At 58.2% G+C, this 13,561-nt stretch carries 11 protein-coding genes and 4 pseudogenes; 8 read left to right on the forward strand and 7 right to left on the reverse strand.

All coding sequences use genetic code 11. The features are described from left to right. Nucleotides 1-286: 286 nt before the first annotated feature. Nucleotides 287-528 (reverse strand): annotated as a pseudogene (locus tag HV744_RS30000) (IS30 family transposase); the annotation flags it as partial. Nucleotides 529-534: 6 nt separating this feature from the next. On the opposite strand from HV744_RS30000, the pseudogene HV744_RS38595 reads away from it, so the two are divergent. The 5 genes and pseudogenes from HV744_RS38595 to HV744_RS30015 form a co-directional block, all read left to right on the forward strand. Continuing rightward, nucleotides 535-771 (forward strand): annotated as a pseudogene (locus HV744_RS38595) (IS91 family transposase); the annotation flags it as partial. 819 nt (nucleotides 772-1,590) lie between these two features. Further along, a pseudogene (locus tag HV744_RS37715) lies at nucleotides 1,591-1,827 on the forward strand (transposase); the annotation flags it as partial. Further along, nucleotides 1,827-2,075: pseudogene (locus tag HV744_RS30005) on the forward strand (type I restriction enzyme endonuclease domain-containing protein); the annotation flags it as partial. The pseudogenes HV744_RS37715 and HV744_RS30005, both read left to right, overlap by 1 nt. Nucleotides 2,076-2,231: 156 nt before the next feature. Beyond that, on the forward strand, nucleotides 2,232-2,918 hold the full coding sequence (locus HV744_RS30010) for a MerR family transcriptional regulator (RefSeq protein ID WP_175152976.1): 687 nt from the start codon (nucleotides 2,232-2,234) through the stop codon (nucleotides 2,916-2,918). Continuing rightward, nucleotides 2,915-3,319: a PIN-like domain-containing protein gene (locus tag HV744_RS30015; protein ID WP_175152977.1), complete on the forward strand. Its 405-nt coding sequence runs from the start codon at nucleotides 2,915-2,917 to the stop codon at nucleotides 3,317-3,319. The genes HV744_RS30010 and HV744_RS30015 overlap by 4 nt, the downstream gene beginning before the upstream one ends. Before the next feature lie 433 nt (nucleotides 3,320-3,752). Here HV744_RS30015 and HV744_RS30020 read toward each other — a convergent pair whose 3' ends face one another. From HV744_RS30020 to HV744_RS30035, 4 genes are all read right to left on the reverse strand, one after another. Beyond that, nucleotides 3,753-4,010: a hypothetical protein gene (locus tag HV744_RS30020; RefSeq protein ID WP_175152978.1), complete on the reverse strand. Its 258-nt coding sequence runs from the start codon at nucleotides 4,008-4,010 to the stop codon at nucleotides 3,753-3,755. Nucleotides 4,011-4,045: 35 nt separating this feature from the next. Beyond that, nucleotides 4,046-4,687, reverse strand: coding sequence for a division plane positioning ATPase MipZ (locus HV744_RS30025; RefSeq protein WP_175152979.1), 642 nt, complete (start codon nucleotides 4,685-4,687; stop codon nucleotides 4,046-4,048). Nucleotides 4,688-4,815: 128 nt separating this feature from the next. Then, on the reverse strand, nucleotides 4,816-7,356 hold the full coding sequence (traI, locus tag HV744_RS30030) for a TraI/MobA(P) family conjugative relaxase (RefSeq protein ID WP_217469174.1): 2,541 nt from the start codon (nucleotides 7,354-7,356) through the stop codon (nucleotides 4,816-4,818). A 43-nt stretch (nucleotides 7,357-7,399) separates the two neighbouring features. After that, nucleotides 7,400-7,762, reverse strand: a complete 363-nt coding sequence (locus HV744_RS30035; RefSeq protein WP_175152981.1) for a plasmid mobilization protein — start codon at nucleotides 7,760-7,762, stop codon at nucleotides 7,400-7,402. 386 nt (nucleotides 7,763-8,148) lie between these two features. Between HV744_RS30035 and HV744_RS30040 the strand changes: the two genes are divergently transcribed. From HV744_RS30040 to HV744_RS30050, 3 genes are all read left to right on the forward strand, one after another. Further along, nucleotides 8,149-8,469, forward strand: a complete 321-nt coding sequence (locus HV744_RS30040) for a hypothetical protein (protein WP_175152982.1) — start codon at nucleotides 8,149-8,151, stop codon at nucleotides 8,467-8,469. 21 nt (nucleotides 8,470-8,490) lie between these two features. Next, nucleotides 8,491-8,721 (forward strand): hypothetical protein, encoded by a 231-nt coding sequence (locus tag HV744_RS30045; protein WP_175152983.1) that lies wholly within the window; start codon nucleotides 8,491-8,493, stop codon nucleotides 8,719-8,721. A gap of 305 nt (nucleotides 8,722-9,026) precedes the next feature. Beyond that, nucleotides 9,027-9,407, forward strand: coding sequence for a hypothetical protein (locus tag HV744_RS30050; protein WP_175152984.1), 381 nt, complete (start codon nucleotides 9,027-9,029; stop codon nucleotides 9,405-9,407). Nucleotides 9,408-9,707: 300 nt separating this feature from the next. Here HV744_RS30050 and HV744_RS30055 read toward each other — a convergent pair whose 3' ends face one another. Then, complete coding sequence (locus HV744_RS30055) at nucleotides 9,708-10,949, reverse strand: DNA topoisomerase (RefSeq protein WP_175152985.1); 1,242 nt, start codon at nucleotides 10,947-10,949, stop codon at nucleotides 9,708-9,710. A gap of 937 nt (nucleotides 10,950-11,886) precedes the next feature. Continuing rightward, nucleotides 11,887-12,879, reverse strand: coding sequence for a plasmid replication initiator TrfA (gene trfA, locus HV744_RS30060; RefSeq protein ID WP_175152986.1), 993 nt, complete (start codon nucleotides 12,877-12,879; stop codon nucleotides 11,887-11,889). Nucleotides 12,880-13,561: the final 682 nt, after the last annotated feature.

The following is a 13,561-nucleotide window of genomic DNA, read 5'->3' on the forward strand; positions in this document are numbered from 1 at the left end:
TACATTGACAGCGTGCGCATAAATAATAGAAGAGCATTAGACTGCGCGATTTTGTCGTGAAAGAGCTATAACTCACTGGCTGTCATGAGCTTCGATACTCATGCAGCGGCTTGGGCGCCTTCTCCGAGGTCATGGATTCATGGCAAGACGACGCGTTTGCTAACTACGTATTCGTCAACGAGCCGCAAACAACGCACTCAGAAAGAGCTAGCCCAACCGGCATCTCGGTAGCGCGTCTCTTCACAATAGGACATCAATCACAAAAATGGTAGGGCGGTCTCTAAGGTCAAGTGCAACGTTTAGCTAACCCGTTTTTTCGAGTTCCTTGGCCATCGCCTCTTCGTAGGTGTCCCAGCCGAGCGTCTGGCGAGGGCGACCGTTGAGCAAGTTGGCGATGTCATTCAATTGGGTCTGGCTGACAGTCGACAGGTCCATACCCTTGGGCAGGAATTGCCGTATCAAACCGTTGGTGTTCTCGTTGCTGCCGCGCTGCCAAGGTGCATGCGGATCGGCAAACCAAATATCAAGGTTTGGTTCCATCGCATCCGTCACTACGGCCTGCTCGCCAACCCGGTGCGCCGCGCCAGCCTCGCGAAGGTGCGTGAGTTGCTGCACGTCGTACCCGAGGTCGCCACCCAGTCCGACGATCAAGAGGTTGCTGCCGCTCCGGTCTTCGTCTGCCGGCACTGCGGTGCACCAATGATCGTCATTGAAATACTGGAACGCACTGCGCCCATTCGCGCACCACCCGTACGACGAGGCGAGACTTGAGCGCAACGCTTCCTGCACGTCCAACCCGACCGTCGGCTTTGCGGCAACGCGGCCCACGAGCGGACGTCTGCGCCCGTCACCCCGTGCAGTCCCTCGCACGTCCGCTTCACCGCCACAATTGCGTCAACGCACCGCTTCATCACTGCGTCAACGCGCATCCAGAATCCCACCGCACCACGCATCCATCAACTTTGCTTACCATCCCGGCCTATCAATCGCCATAGCCCAGGACTCCGACCATATCGGAGCACTCCGCGGTTTCCTCCATCGAGGCTCGTTCGACGCCTGCCAGCGAAGCACGGCGGCGCAGTCACATTCCTGCGGACGATGGCAGGCATCGAACAACCCTTAACGAACCTGGCCCGATGGCGACGAAACGCGGGCACCGTTTGGATTATCGATGCGAAGGGCAGAACTCGACCCGTTACCGCCTTTCGACCCAACACGAGGGCTATGGCCGGTTACAAACTGGAACGGTCATTCGCGCGGCGTATCGGCCGGCAAGTCGTCGGCCATTGCGATCATTGCGCCAATCGTCGGCCAAGAGCCGCTATGGGTTGGCTATGCAGTCGTTGGACCGTCGGTCACTTGGAATGAAGGCTGTTCGCCTGCACGAGGACAGCACTCGGTAGAGTCGAGATGTGGCGCGGTAGCAGTAGGTGCGGTTTGTCTGTTGCCGCCCCTTTCGTCTGGCGGTGCCCGAGTAGCCTTCAGCACCCCGATAATGTGCTCTTCACTGAACCGCGAGTTCTTCATGACAAGGTTTCTCCTGCCGCCTTGCCGCTAACTTTACAGTGGGATACTTCACAGGGAAAAGGTCAGCAGTGGCCTGGCCACTAGGAAGGCGATTTGATCAAGGGGGCGTTCAATCGGTCCTGTGTGGGCACGCTCGTGGAGCGCAAGACGCGCTATGTCGTGCTGTGTCGAATGGACGGCTGCACGGCACAGGAAGCCCTTGAAGGCCTCACACGCCAGATGAACAGGCTGCCGGCTTTCCTGCGTCAGAGCCTGACGTACGATCGCGGTACCGAAATGACCTGTCCAAACTCGCTCAGCAAAGCGCCGTGCAGATGATGGGCGACGACAAGCTGCGGCTTATCGCCCATGAGTTGCTGGTCGGCCTGCGCGAGAACGTATCGGTAGACTGGGCGCATCGCGAGTCTGCGCGTGCGAGGATGAGAGTGTTAGTCAAGCGCATCCTTCGTAAATACGGATATCCACCCGATTTGCAGGACGCCGCCGTGCAGACGGTGTTGCAGCAAGCCGAAGCACTATCGACTCATTGGAGTCGCGTAACTGCATAGCTACAATTGATTTTGCGATAGGCGCATGACAAAACGTCCCTCGCGCCGCGCGGAGGCTTTAACCGGCACGTCAAGCATCGATGATCGAGGAATTCGGTAGAATTCGCTATCTTGGTGCCGGACGAGTTCCGGCTGGTCGAACTTATGGGGGGGCAAATGAAGCTTACAGGCATCGGCCTATACACCTTCCATGAAGCCTCAAGGCTCACAAAGATTCCGGTGCGGGATCTCCGCCGCTGGCTGGACGGGTATTCATACCGCGACAAGGCGCACCACAGCCCGGTTTCTATCGCTCCACTGTGGCAGGCGGAACTGGCTAGCGAGGAAATGGAGGGTATCAGTTTCCATGACCTCCTCGAGATCCGATTTGTTCGGGCGTTCCGCCAGCACGGCGTCAGTCTCCAGACTATCCGGTTGGCAAGCCGGAAAGCACGCGAACTTTTCGAGATGCCCTATCCGTTCACGTCTCGCCGATTCCAGACCGATGGACGCACTATCTTTACGTCGGCCATGAAGGAAACGGGCGAGACGGAATTGCTGGACCTCGTGAAGGGGCAATACGCCTTCCAGAAGATTATCGAGCCGTCTCTATACCGTGGTATTGAGTTTGACGAAGACGACGTGGCGAAGCGCTGGTATCCGTCGCCGCGAAGTAAAGCGGTAATGCTTGATCCCGAGATCGCATTCGGGAAACCAATCGTGACTGATTGCGCGATCAGGACATCGACCTTATACGATGCGTTTGTGGCGGAAGGGGACAAGAACTTTGTTGCGAGGCTTTACGAAGTGGGCGTCACTGCTGTGGAAGCGGCAGTCGCCTTCGAAGAAAGCCTGGCCGCGTGAAGTTCCTTGTCGACAACAATCTGCCGCCGGCTCTCGCAAAGGCCCTCCATGCCCTTTGCGAACCTAACGGGCACTCAGTGGCCCACCTCAGGGATCGGTTCCCTCAAAACACTATTGATTCTGTCTGGATCGAGTCGCTGTCGAGCGAGGGCGGCTGGTCTGTCGTTACGCACGACAAGCTGAATAAGGGGTTGGAGCGCGAGGCGCTGCGTCGAGCGGGTCTGAGAGTCTTCTTTTTGGACAAGGGCTGGTCGAACCACACTTTTTGGGACATCGCCCACAATCTCGTGCGATGGTGGCCGCGGATCATCGAGCAGTCGGAGGGAATAAAGGGTGGCGCTGCGTTCAAGGTTCCCTACAATTTCTCTGGCAAGGGTCGATTTGAGCAGGTCACGCTGTAGCTTCAGCGTTTCCGGTAGATATGATCAACACCGGTTTGCTGCGGGCAATTTTGGCGGCAATTGTCATGGTATAGCATTTGATGTCGTTGCCTGAAGGACGTCTCACAGACTAGACCGTCCTCCTCCGCGCATGCTGGCGAACGGCAGGGGATGGCCGACCCCCCTATCGATGTCGAACATTCGAGTTCGACCTTGAGCCGCCTCTCCCTCCCTCTCCAAAACGGACGCTCCACCGCATCAACCGACTGCAGGGGAACGGTAGCCGATCACTTTCGCCCGTCGACCATCGATTGGACCGACGCCCCTTCATTACCTTCCGAGACGCGCCGGCGCAACTGTGCCAGGAACGTGCGCCGACAATCATGAAGTTCCTGTCGCACGCCTGAAGCTGAGCATCTAATGCAACGGCAAACTTAAAAGTGGTAAGCGGCTATCATGTTTTCGATACCCAGCCAATCTCCCGCTGGATCAGCCCCCGGACCAGTTCCGCAATCGTCATTCCGTCCGTCACCGCACGCAGCTTGAGCTGACGATGCAGCTCGGGATCCAGATCGAGGTTGAGGCGAATTGGCTTGGGCGGCCGCTTACTGCCCTGCGACTGTGCAAGCGTCGCGCCAGCCGCAAAGCTCTCAATGCTGGTGGGAGCTTCGGCCGGCGGCATGGTGCCCGTCTTGACCTTGAACTTACTCATTGCCTCAACTCATTTGAGTTAATCAGATGTGGCAATTATGCCTCAAACTCGAAAAACTCCTGCGCGAGCAATTGGATTTCCGCACGCGCTTGGGAGTTGTCGCGCTCGACCACGCCTTGCCCGACGAGCAGTGCGTCGCGGTACACCTTCCGGTCGCGGATAATTGTGTCAGCCAAATCAAGCTGGTCGAACTCGGCCAGCAGCTCGCGGGCGTCCTCCACCTCGCGAATCACTGGATTCGACGGTGCCATCGACAGGACCGCCGACGCCTTCAGCCCCGGATTCAACCCACGCGCGAGGCCAATGAGCTCGTTGACCTTTGGGAACGTCTCCAGGTCAGCCTGACTTGCCTTCGTTGGCACGAGAAGCAGGTTTGCAACAGCCATCGCCGATCGCATTTCTCGTGAGTCGCGCCCGCCTGCATCAACCACGACGATCTGATACCGTCGCGCCAGATCGCGCAGAGTCGCGGCAACCTCACCAGTGCGTTGCACACAGGGCACCGGCGGCAGAATGCCCGCTTCGTCCCGCCGCTCGACGAACCGGGCAGAAGTCGCCTGTCCGTCGGTGTCGAGCAATACAACGTCAATGCCATGGTGGGCCAGATGAACTGCCAGATTCGAGGCGATGGTCGACTTCCCCACCCCGCCCTTCTCCGCCGCTACAAGAACAATCATGCAAACCTCATTGGTTTGATCAAGTGAACGACTCAATCGCTCAACTCATATGAATCACTCATTTGAGTTGAGCGATTAAATTGAGTATATGAGTTGAGTAGATGAGTGTCAACGGCAGATCCGGATCTTCAGACGAGGCGCGGCTCGTCGCGCAAGGCAGCGGAGGCGCCGCCCTCCAGACTCTTCAACTGCGCGCGATACTGCCCAAGAATCACCATCTGCCGGTTGCCGGCCGCACTGAACGCATACCGCGCCGTGCGACGCGCGTAGGCTTGCCAGTCGCGCTCCGCCGCTGCTTCCGGAGCGCGACTTCCCAGCCCGCAGAACAAGATCGCCGCTTCGATATCGGCCATGCTGTGCCCTGTAACGCGCAGACGCACGGCGATCAAGGAGTCGATCCGCGACGGGTCGGCTTTCCCGCCGGGCTGCCGCGCCATCACATCAGCGTGATGGCGACGGTACGCCTCCGTCGCGGTGTTCACCGGTAAGTGACCGTCCATGGGAATGGACCGGATTCTCACGTCGGCCAGCCCCTTGGCTAGCTCCGCCGCGCACTCCGCGTCGGTCTCGCGCGACAGGGCGGACGCCTTGTGGCAGTGCGCGACCTCTGTATAGCGCGGCCTGGCTGCAGGGGCAGCCGCGCAGATCTCCACGCTTCCTGAAGCTGTGGAATCGCCGTAGCGGCGATTCAGTGCCTCGGCTAGCCGTCGCCCGACTTCGTCGTCATGCGGCGCGCCAAGCTTCGGAATCGTCAAGAGCGCCTGGAAGCTACCTGCTCTGCTCTCAAACACAACCGTAGGCCGATATCCATCAGCCAGAAGTTGCCGCACCTGCTCCCGGCCCATCCCGCAGACGACGATGTGGTGCTGGTCGACCGAGAGCGGAGTGCACTGGATCACATCACCCCGCGCAGCCAAGCGATCGATCTCCCGTGCTCTCCCGGCAATTTCGTCGGTCGTGAGCCCTTCCCGGGTGCGACCAGCGAGGAACGTTCGCTTAGTGCCGTCCGCATACGTACGGGTCGCCATCACCCGATAGCGATCCGCTACGACGGCACCCGCGAATTTTTCGAATTCCCGTTGCCACTCACTCTTTCGCGCGTAGGCTCTCTCCACCGCAAGGCGCTGGCGCTCTCGGGCGATTGCATCCTGCAACTCGAGATTCTTGATGCGGAAACCATGTTCCGCTGCGAGCCTGACGCAGAGCGCCACATACTCTTCGTTGCCACGAACCGAGAAGCTGCCCCATTTTTCTGCAGCAAGCTGTAACGCCGCGAGCGTGCTTTCGGCATCCTGCCAGTCGTGCACGTGGATGCGCCGGCCGTGATCGGTAAACGAAACGCTCACGCCCGGCCAAAGATCATCCGCGTTGCGCCGCATGTATTCCACATGCTTCCCGACCACCTGCGGCCGGTAGGCGCGGATATCTCGGGCGGCAGGCACCTCGGCGTCATCGCCACTTTCCCCGACAATCTCCTGAGGCAGCTGCGCACGATACCGCCACGCATCCGCCACCGCGTGCTGCTGCCGCGAGCGCAACCAGTCTTCCAGGCTGAGGAACGGTGGAAATTGCTGCCTCAGCTTCCCCCGTTCGTGCTTCTGCCGCTCGCGTAGCGCCGCCCGTTCAGACGCCTGTTCGGCGGCGAGCACGCTCTGCAGAGCGTTACGGGCAACGCCATATCCTTTCCAGCTTTGCTCGAACAACGAGGAACGTCGTTTCCTCTGCTGCTCACGCGCTACCGCGCGCTCCGCATCATGACGCTTACGCATTTCGAGCTGCGCTGCTCCCTTCGCGGAGCAATGTGCCTTGCGAGCCGTCGTGTACTCGTCCCAGCCGGGCACACCGCGTATCAGGGGTTGGGGAGCTAACTTTGAGTCGCCGTTTGAATGCCCCTGCAATGCTGGGTCAAAAGCGCCAAGACGCTTCTGTAGCTGTCCAAGGCTCGCAGTGCGGTCAACATCCGAAGCTTTCACCGCGATGTCGCCAACGAAAATTTTCGCTCCGCTCCCCACGCGCTCATACCTTAGCCCCTGCTCAGCCAAGTGGCTATGCAACGCTTGCCAAGTCACGGCGGTCCGCAGAATCTCACTCCCCCGCTCGATCGCGATCCGCACGGCAGATTTCTCTCCCGTGCGGTTCTCCATGTCTTGTTTGCGCTGGTCTGGCTTGCGCGATTGCTCACCGCTTATCGCGCGAACGACCTCGCCGTTCTCCAGGACAATATATCGGCCGTTGAGCTCCCGCTGCCATCCCTGTGCGTGCTCGATTCGTGCCACCGCACGATGCACCGCTTCTCGGTCGTACCCTTTGTTGATTTCCGTCGGGCGAAACGTTTCAGGATCCACGCGGTTCACCTCGATGTGGAGGTGGAGGTTGTTCGTGTCGATGTGCAAACCGTAGAACGCCTGATGGTTCTCCAGTCCCAGTTCGTCCAGAAAAATCGTGACCGCACTTTCAACCTGCTCGACAGTCGGCTGCTCTCCTTCTCGCCAACTCAGCAAGTAATGTCCAATCGGATCCCTGCTCCGAACCGCCACGTCGGCGAGCGCAACCATCTCTTCGATTTGCGTCGCCAAATCATCGCTAAGAAATCCACGCGCGGCAAAGTAAATGCACTTCTCCTGCGTGTGGTCACTCCGAGGTTTACGAATGTATGTCGTGAGCGCCACGATTCGCTCCGCCTTCGTTGAGGCTTTCTTCCTCTGTTGCTTTCTAATCTTCTTTCCGATCACGGACGAGCGCCTCCATGTAGTCGCGCACTGCGCCCAGCGTCGATTTGAGCTGCTGCAGCACGCCAGCCGTCTGCACGCTGTACGCGCCGCTGCTCTCCAGATGGACGTGTTTCACGAGCCCGCCAGCCCGGTTGATAACCGCGCGGACATGCATCAACTCCTTTATAACCGCGCGATCGATGTTCGCCGCGATCGGTCGGCCGAAGTATCTGCGCCGCAAAAGCTCACTGAGCGTCAGGCCCGCGAGGTTCGCGTCCTCACTCAGGCGCTCGCGCTCTCTCTCACTGAGACGTACGGTGATCCGCGCATTGAGCGGTTCAGAATCCTTCTTTTCAAACGGCATCGCTTTCCCCCTCCGTGTGTTCGCTGTCACTGTACGGCGACTTCTGCGGCGCCTCCAAGCGCCTCGAGTCCGCTGTTGTGGCGCCCATACGTAAGCCATCAGTAGGCAGGTTCACCATCTCTGTTGCTATCGACCGATTTCTCACACATCGACCGAACGAACCCAAGAGCTTCAGGATGAGCCTGACTGTGAGAAGCGGAGCGCCGAACGGTCAGGCGTGGTTTGAATGACACATGTGCGAAGCCATGTGTCAGACAAACCCCATCCTGTAACAGATTTGCGCCCTTATCTCGCCATTCTTTACGCTTCGTCATCCTTAATTCACTATTGACAAAGGCATCTGCGACTCTGCAATCTATCTAAGCACTCTCACCTGGAGCAAGTCAATGACGAGATTGAAGAATAACTTCACGCAAGAAGAGATCGCCGCCTTCAAGGCGAAGATCAAGGCACTTCCACCGGTGGCAAAGAAGCCGAAGAACCTCAACAAGACGGAGGCCGTGAGGGCAATGGCAAGTGAAATACGCTTCGCGCAGAAAATCGGCTACGGCCTGGAAGACATCGCGTCCCAACTCACCGAGGGCGGCATGGCAATCAGTGCCGCCACGTTGAAGAACTACCTGCAGCGCACCAAGACACAGAAGAAGGTAGCGAGCGCACATCAGGAACCGGCAGCAAGTTCGCCAACCGCAAGCACTGCGGGTTAGAACGATCGACACGGGGATCCCATGGCCCAATCGCAACGCGCACACATCTGTGCACATCCACTCGAAAAACTGGACCTCAATAGCACCCTCGCGCTTATCCTGGAAACGGAGGATCCGTTCCTAATGCCGCTCTATCGATTCGAGGAAATCATCGAGATGGCAGCGCGCGAAGGCCTCGCTCCCGAACTACGCGGATATTTGTACGGCCTGTGCGACCAACGCCGCGTCGCGATCTACTCAGGCGGCCGCTGACAGCGCGGACACCTCGCTCTCAATTGGTCGTTGGAGAAACCGGCCTTCCGGATCAACCAACGCAGGATCATGATCACAAACACAGTCGGGAGCGAAAAGGCAGCATTAATCGCGCTCAAGTTTCGCGGCAGTGATGACGCGTTAAACGAATCGGAGTCGCATAACCCACTGAGGCAAATGACGAGCCGCGCAAGACAGGATTTTTGCCAAAGGGGTGAGCAATTTCCCCCGGTTTGGGAGTAAGTCGGGGACGGTAGCCGCGCGGCTGCCGACACAAAATTGACCATTCATGAATGGAGAACCGCATGAACCAGCCTCACTATGGCAAAACCGTTTCGGCGGAAGAAACCGTCAAGCGCGGGACTATCTTTATGTACGCGTTCATGGCGGTCATGCTCACGATCCCGATCCTAGGAATGCTGATTGGCGCGTGGCTGGCGATCCGAACCGTCGCAACGGTCTTCTTCCGCAGCGGGCAGCTTGGCCAAGACGTAGCGCTATCCGTTTTGGCCGTTATCGTCGGCTTCGCCGGGATGTGCGCCACGTTGTGGACGTTCACGGTCGGTCACGGCGTCCTCGGCCTGATTGCAGACTTCTTGCTTAATCTTTGGATTGTGCGCGGGATCGTCTTCGGGCGTCTCGCCCACATTTATACCGTGCCCCAGCGACAGTGGCCAACAAACTAAGCTCAGCGACTCGCAGGGTGAAGCGAAAACGAATCGGGGTAGGACGCCAGCGACGAAAGCGATGAACAATACAAATCAGGGAATCAATGACGAAAAGCCTGGACGTGAAAATCACCCTGCTCGCGGCAATGGTGAGCGCAGCATTTCTTGGCGCACGCGACTGCGGGGGTAGTGCCAGCGGCAGCACGAGGACGGCAGTACGGACAGGTACCTGTTTCCCTATCCTGAGGAGCGTCCGTTCAATCCTGGAAACCCGCACCCGGAGGCCGTGAGCAGGCTTCGAATCCGGTTTTCCCACGGCTATTCTTCAATCCCCTCGGTGTGCTGCTCATCCCCGCCGGCTGGCTGGTCGGCTACTTTCCAGCCGTCAACCAACGTTTTCTTCCACGTTGACCCGAACATGTCATCGCCGTACTGTCCTTCGAGGTTGAACTGCAGGAATTTGTGCTTCGGGTAGAACTGCGCGATGTAGCGGCGCGCAACGGCATCGAAGACCCGCTGCTCGCCTTCAGTCAGCCCAGTTGCAAGCTTACCGGTCGGTATAATGGCATGGGGTATGGCGGCCTTGGAGTCGTCCCAGCAGGCGTATTCGATTTTTGGGTTCGTCCCGTTCGCGTACCTGGTATACATCCCGGAAATCCCCTTCAGCACGCCCGGCGCTTCGGCGTGCATCGACTTCGGCAGATACTGGCAATCGGTCCAACCATAGCTGACCATCCCCCGGGTCTCATAGAGGTCCTGCACGGCCCGAGACGTCTCCTTTGCCGACATGCTGTGGCGTGCGGACATTTCCGTTTGCAGCTTGGCGAGGCTGTAAGGGAGCGGCGGGGCCTGTTCTCGGGTGATTTCCTGAAAGTCGGTGCACTTGCCTACCAGACCCTGCCGGATACGTGCCAGGATTGCCTCCGCAACGCGCCGGTCGATGATGCGACCTTCCGCGTCAATACCCTGGTCGTCCGCGCCCTCGATGCGACCTGTCCACGTCAGAACAACGCCATCAGGCAGTATGATCCTGGGGACGTAATACGTGACCGGCTTGAAGCTACGAATTTCCAGTTCACGCATGAGCACGAGGCCAAGCGCCTCCACGCACCCAACGTCAATTTCCACGTCGAATACCTCACGCCTATGGGCGTGGTCCACATACGTTTCGTCGCCCTTGCTTCGCCGGCGAACCGGCGAAGCAAGGGCGACGCGCAAAGATGCTTTGTTGGTCGCGGTGATGGCCACGCGTTCGACGAGTTTGCCCGATCCCGCCGGATCGAACCCGGCGTACGCAATCACCTCATCTGCTCTCAATCGCCCTTCGCGGTCAAGGCCACTCGCGTTGACAATGATGTCCGCCTCTTTCAGAAGCTTGACAACGGTTCTCAAATGGTCGGCCGTTCGCTTGTCGGGATCCCGCAACTGCCCGATATTGTTCGTAACGTAGTCGCCATTCTTGAGTACATAGACACCACCGCGTCGTTCTTTGATACCCAGGTACTCAGCAATGTGTCTTGCCACGCCGGGTGTTTCGGCGAGATAGGTACGCCTTGGCATAGATTCAGTTATGGTCCTTAGTCGAAGCCTTGATGACGCTGGCCGATCGGCATCATCGTCATCCCCGTGAGTCAAGGATACTCGCACCCATGGGGGCCACGAAATAGCGAGTTCGCCACCGTTACCGGCGAGCGCGACCAGATCACCCCATGGCGGGATTCAGCATGACACGAAAATATCGCCTTCAGAGCCTTTGGGGTAGTTTGGGGATGGGCCGTCAGGCAACCCACACGAGGCGCACCAAGCGGCTAATTTCAAGCTGCAGGCCATCGCCAGGCTCCCCGTTTCTGCAAACCTTTTACGACGATTGTGGTCCGGGAACGTTTCCGGCGAAGGCCGCGAGGATTCGAGTTGATTTTGCTGGGTGCCGCGAGGCACCCAGCAAAATTCTTTACTCGAACTGCCGGCCACTAGGCCGGCTTAGCTCGCCTTCGAAGAGATGCCGAACACCCCGGGGCGCTTTGCGCATCCTCCATGGACTGGATCAAGAGTTGCTGGAGTTTCGCTGTCGTTGGAGTGTGAGTCGCGCCATGCGTACTTCATCTTTTTCGACTTGTCCACATCAGGCGAGGGTTAGATATATAGGTTAAGAATGGTTAACGGCTTTCTGTCCATTGCAAACCCTGACCGGGCGTGGGTTTGCGCCAAGAGGGGTGGAATGCTGTACCGTGAATGCGGAACGCCATACCGTGACAGCGGAATGCCATACCGTGGGACCCGGAATGCTATACCGTGGTCGAATGAGCTTATCCACAACGGCATAAAATGTCCTCTCCAAGCGCTGAAGCCGAATGCTTGTCGTGGTCAAAGTTGCGCTACAGACAATTTGCTCCACAGTCAAATAACCCTACGAGAACGGACACCACGGTCAGATGGAATGCTGTGCCGTGGTGTCGCGCCGGAAGTAGGCAAAAAAAGGCGGAATCGTATGACGTGGTTAGGCAGGCCCTCGAACCCACCTGACCATCGTGTCATCCTTGTAAAACCTCACGTCTAACAGCACACCAACTCGCTCAAGTTCCTCAAGGGCCTCACGAAGGGCCTCACGGAATTTTCTTGTGGGCGAGTTATAGCCGCACCACTCTTTCAGGTGTTCAACGCTGATCTGATGCAAACCGCGGCGATGACTCATGGCGTAAGATTGCAGCCACTTTGCCATGTGAATCCGCTTCTTGATCTGCCTGCGTTTGGCGAGGTCAATAAAGGAAAATTCATTATTCTGGAACAGTTTCAGGATGTTGCTACTGATCGTGAATTCCCATTCACCGGTGTCTTTGTCCTGTACCCAACTCGCGACGAGCGGCAAATGCGCGTTGTAACGGTTCGTCTCAATCGACAACGTGCCGGTGAGACGTCTGAACGACTTATTGAGCCATTCATAGGCGGACGTTCCAAATGAACCTGTCGTGCGACTTGGCTTCCAGCCAAGGGCCTTGAAAAACGCCGCCCGGTCGCAACGCACGGGCGTATTGAGGGCTACGCCCTGTGCCAATTTAAGCGCGAGCATGAACACTTCCTGGTCGGCCATATCTAGTTGCGTGCCCTTCCACTTCGCCGTAACGCCTTGCGGCGAAGGAAGTTGGGTATCGTTGTACTCCCGGCGCTCTTTGCAGGGTTGAATCGGCGCGAACAAGGGTGTCCGAAGAAGATGGTTTGGAAGTGCGGCGATATGTTCGTCGAGAAAAAATGGAAATTGCGACTGTCCAATACTGCCGCTCGCGAGTTTCGATTCACTCCCAGATGCCGGTGTCCTCTGCTGGACTGCCCCCGCCTTAGCCCGAGACTTGGCTCCCCGTTCCCTGACCTTAGGAAACTTTACCAGTGCTTCGGCGATCGCCTTCCCCGACTTGACCGCGTGAGTAGCATCGTGACTCTCCTCAGCCTCAATCTCTTCGGATACGAGTCGATCTTCAAATTCCGGAAGGTTCATTTGGCCTCCCGTGCTACCAACTGCTGTGCCTGCCTCTGTCGCTGTTGCAGCTTCGTTGGCCGACCGACCTGCCGAGGGAGTGCTTCTTGCGCGCTCTGTGCCGGGCGAGCGACTTGCTGGCGTGAGGTACCGTTCACAACGGGGCTTACATCAACCTCCTGCTGATGTTCCTTGAGCCATCGGAGAACTTCTGATTCAAGCCAAACTCGCCCCCGCCTGCCGGGTATCTTTATTGATGGCGGCAGCCGGTGCGGGGCTCGCGTGAGATCTTTGAATATCGTTTCGGCGGTGCGACGGAGATAAGTCGCGCCGAGTTCGTGCGCGTCGAGCGTACGATCAAGCAGTCGACCAAGCAGTGCGCTCGGCGACGTGATGCTGACGGAGTTTTTCGTGGACACGTGTGCCTATCTTCAGCGTGCCAGGAGCAGCCGTAGGCGATAGCCGGAGTGCCTCGGGTCTGGGCTGAAGACAGGTGTTCTACAGACGAACGCATCCCCAGCACCAGGAGCAACCTGGTTGGTCCACGGACCTAGGCTGAAGACAGGGAATTGTCCCAATCGCAACTACTAACAACCGCGCTTGGGTACCGATCGCACGCATTTGCTGCGCAGAAATGAGATTCCGCGGCCGTGGCCTAGCCCCATTCCCTTTGCCCTGACAGGCGCACAGCCGATGCTTCGCG

The sequence above is a fragment of the Paraburkholderia ultramafica genome (assembly GCF_902859915.1).
GTDB classification, from domain to species: domain Bacteria; phylum Pseudomonadota; class Gammaproteobacteria; order Burkholderiales; family Burkholderiaceae; genus Paraburkholderia; species Paraburkholderia ultramafica.

What these genes read in the sequence shown, in the direction of transcription:
- HV744_RS30010 (WP_175152976.1), top strand. Translation starts at nt 2,232, where the DNA reads ATGAAGCTTACAGGCATCGGCCTATACACCTTCCATGAAGCCTCAAGG.
- HV744_RS30020 (WP_175152978.1), bottom strand. Translation starts at nt 4,010, where the DNA reads ATGAGTAAGTTCAAGGTCAAGACGGGCACCATGCCGCCGGCCGAAGCT.
- HV744_RS30025 (WP_175152979.1), bottom strand. Translation starts at nt 4,687, where the DNA reads ATGATTGTTCTTGTAGCGGCGGAGAAGGGCGGGGTGGGGAAGTCGACC.
- HV744_RS30035 (WP_175152981.1), bottom strand. Translation starts at nt 7,762, where the DNA reads ATGCCGTTTGAAAAGAAGGATTCTGAACCGCTCAATGCGCGGATCACC.
- HV744_RS30040 (WP_175152982.1), top strand. Translation starts at nt 8,149, where the DNA reads ATGACGAGATTGAAGAATAACTTCACGCAAGAAGAGATCGCCGCCTTC.
- HV744_RS30045 (WP_175152983.1), top strand. Translation starts at nt 8,491, where the DNA reads ATGGCCCAATCGCAACGCGCACACATCTGTGCACATCCACTCGAAAAA.
- HV744_RS30050 (WP_175152984.1), top strand. Translation starts at nt 9,027, where the DNA reads ATGAACCAGCCTCACTATGGCAAAACCGTTTCGGCGGAAGAAACCGTC.
- HV744_RS30055 (WP_175152985.1), bottom strand. Translation starts at nt 10,949, where the DNA reads ATGCCAAGGCGTACCTATCTCGCCGAAACACCCGGCGTGGCAAGACAC.
- trfA (WP_175152986.1), bottom strand. Translation starts at nt 12,879, where the DNA reads ATGAACCTTCCGGAATTTGAAGATCGACTCGTATCCGAAGAGATTGAG.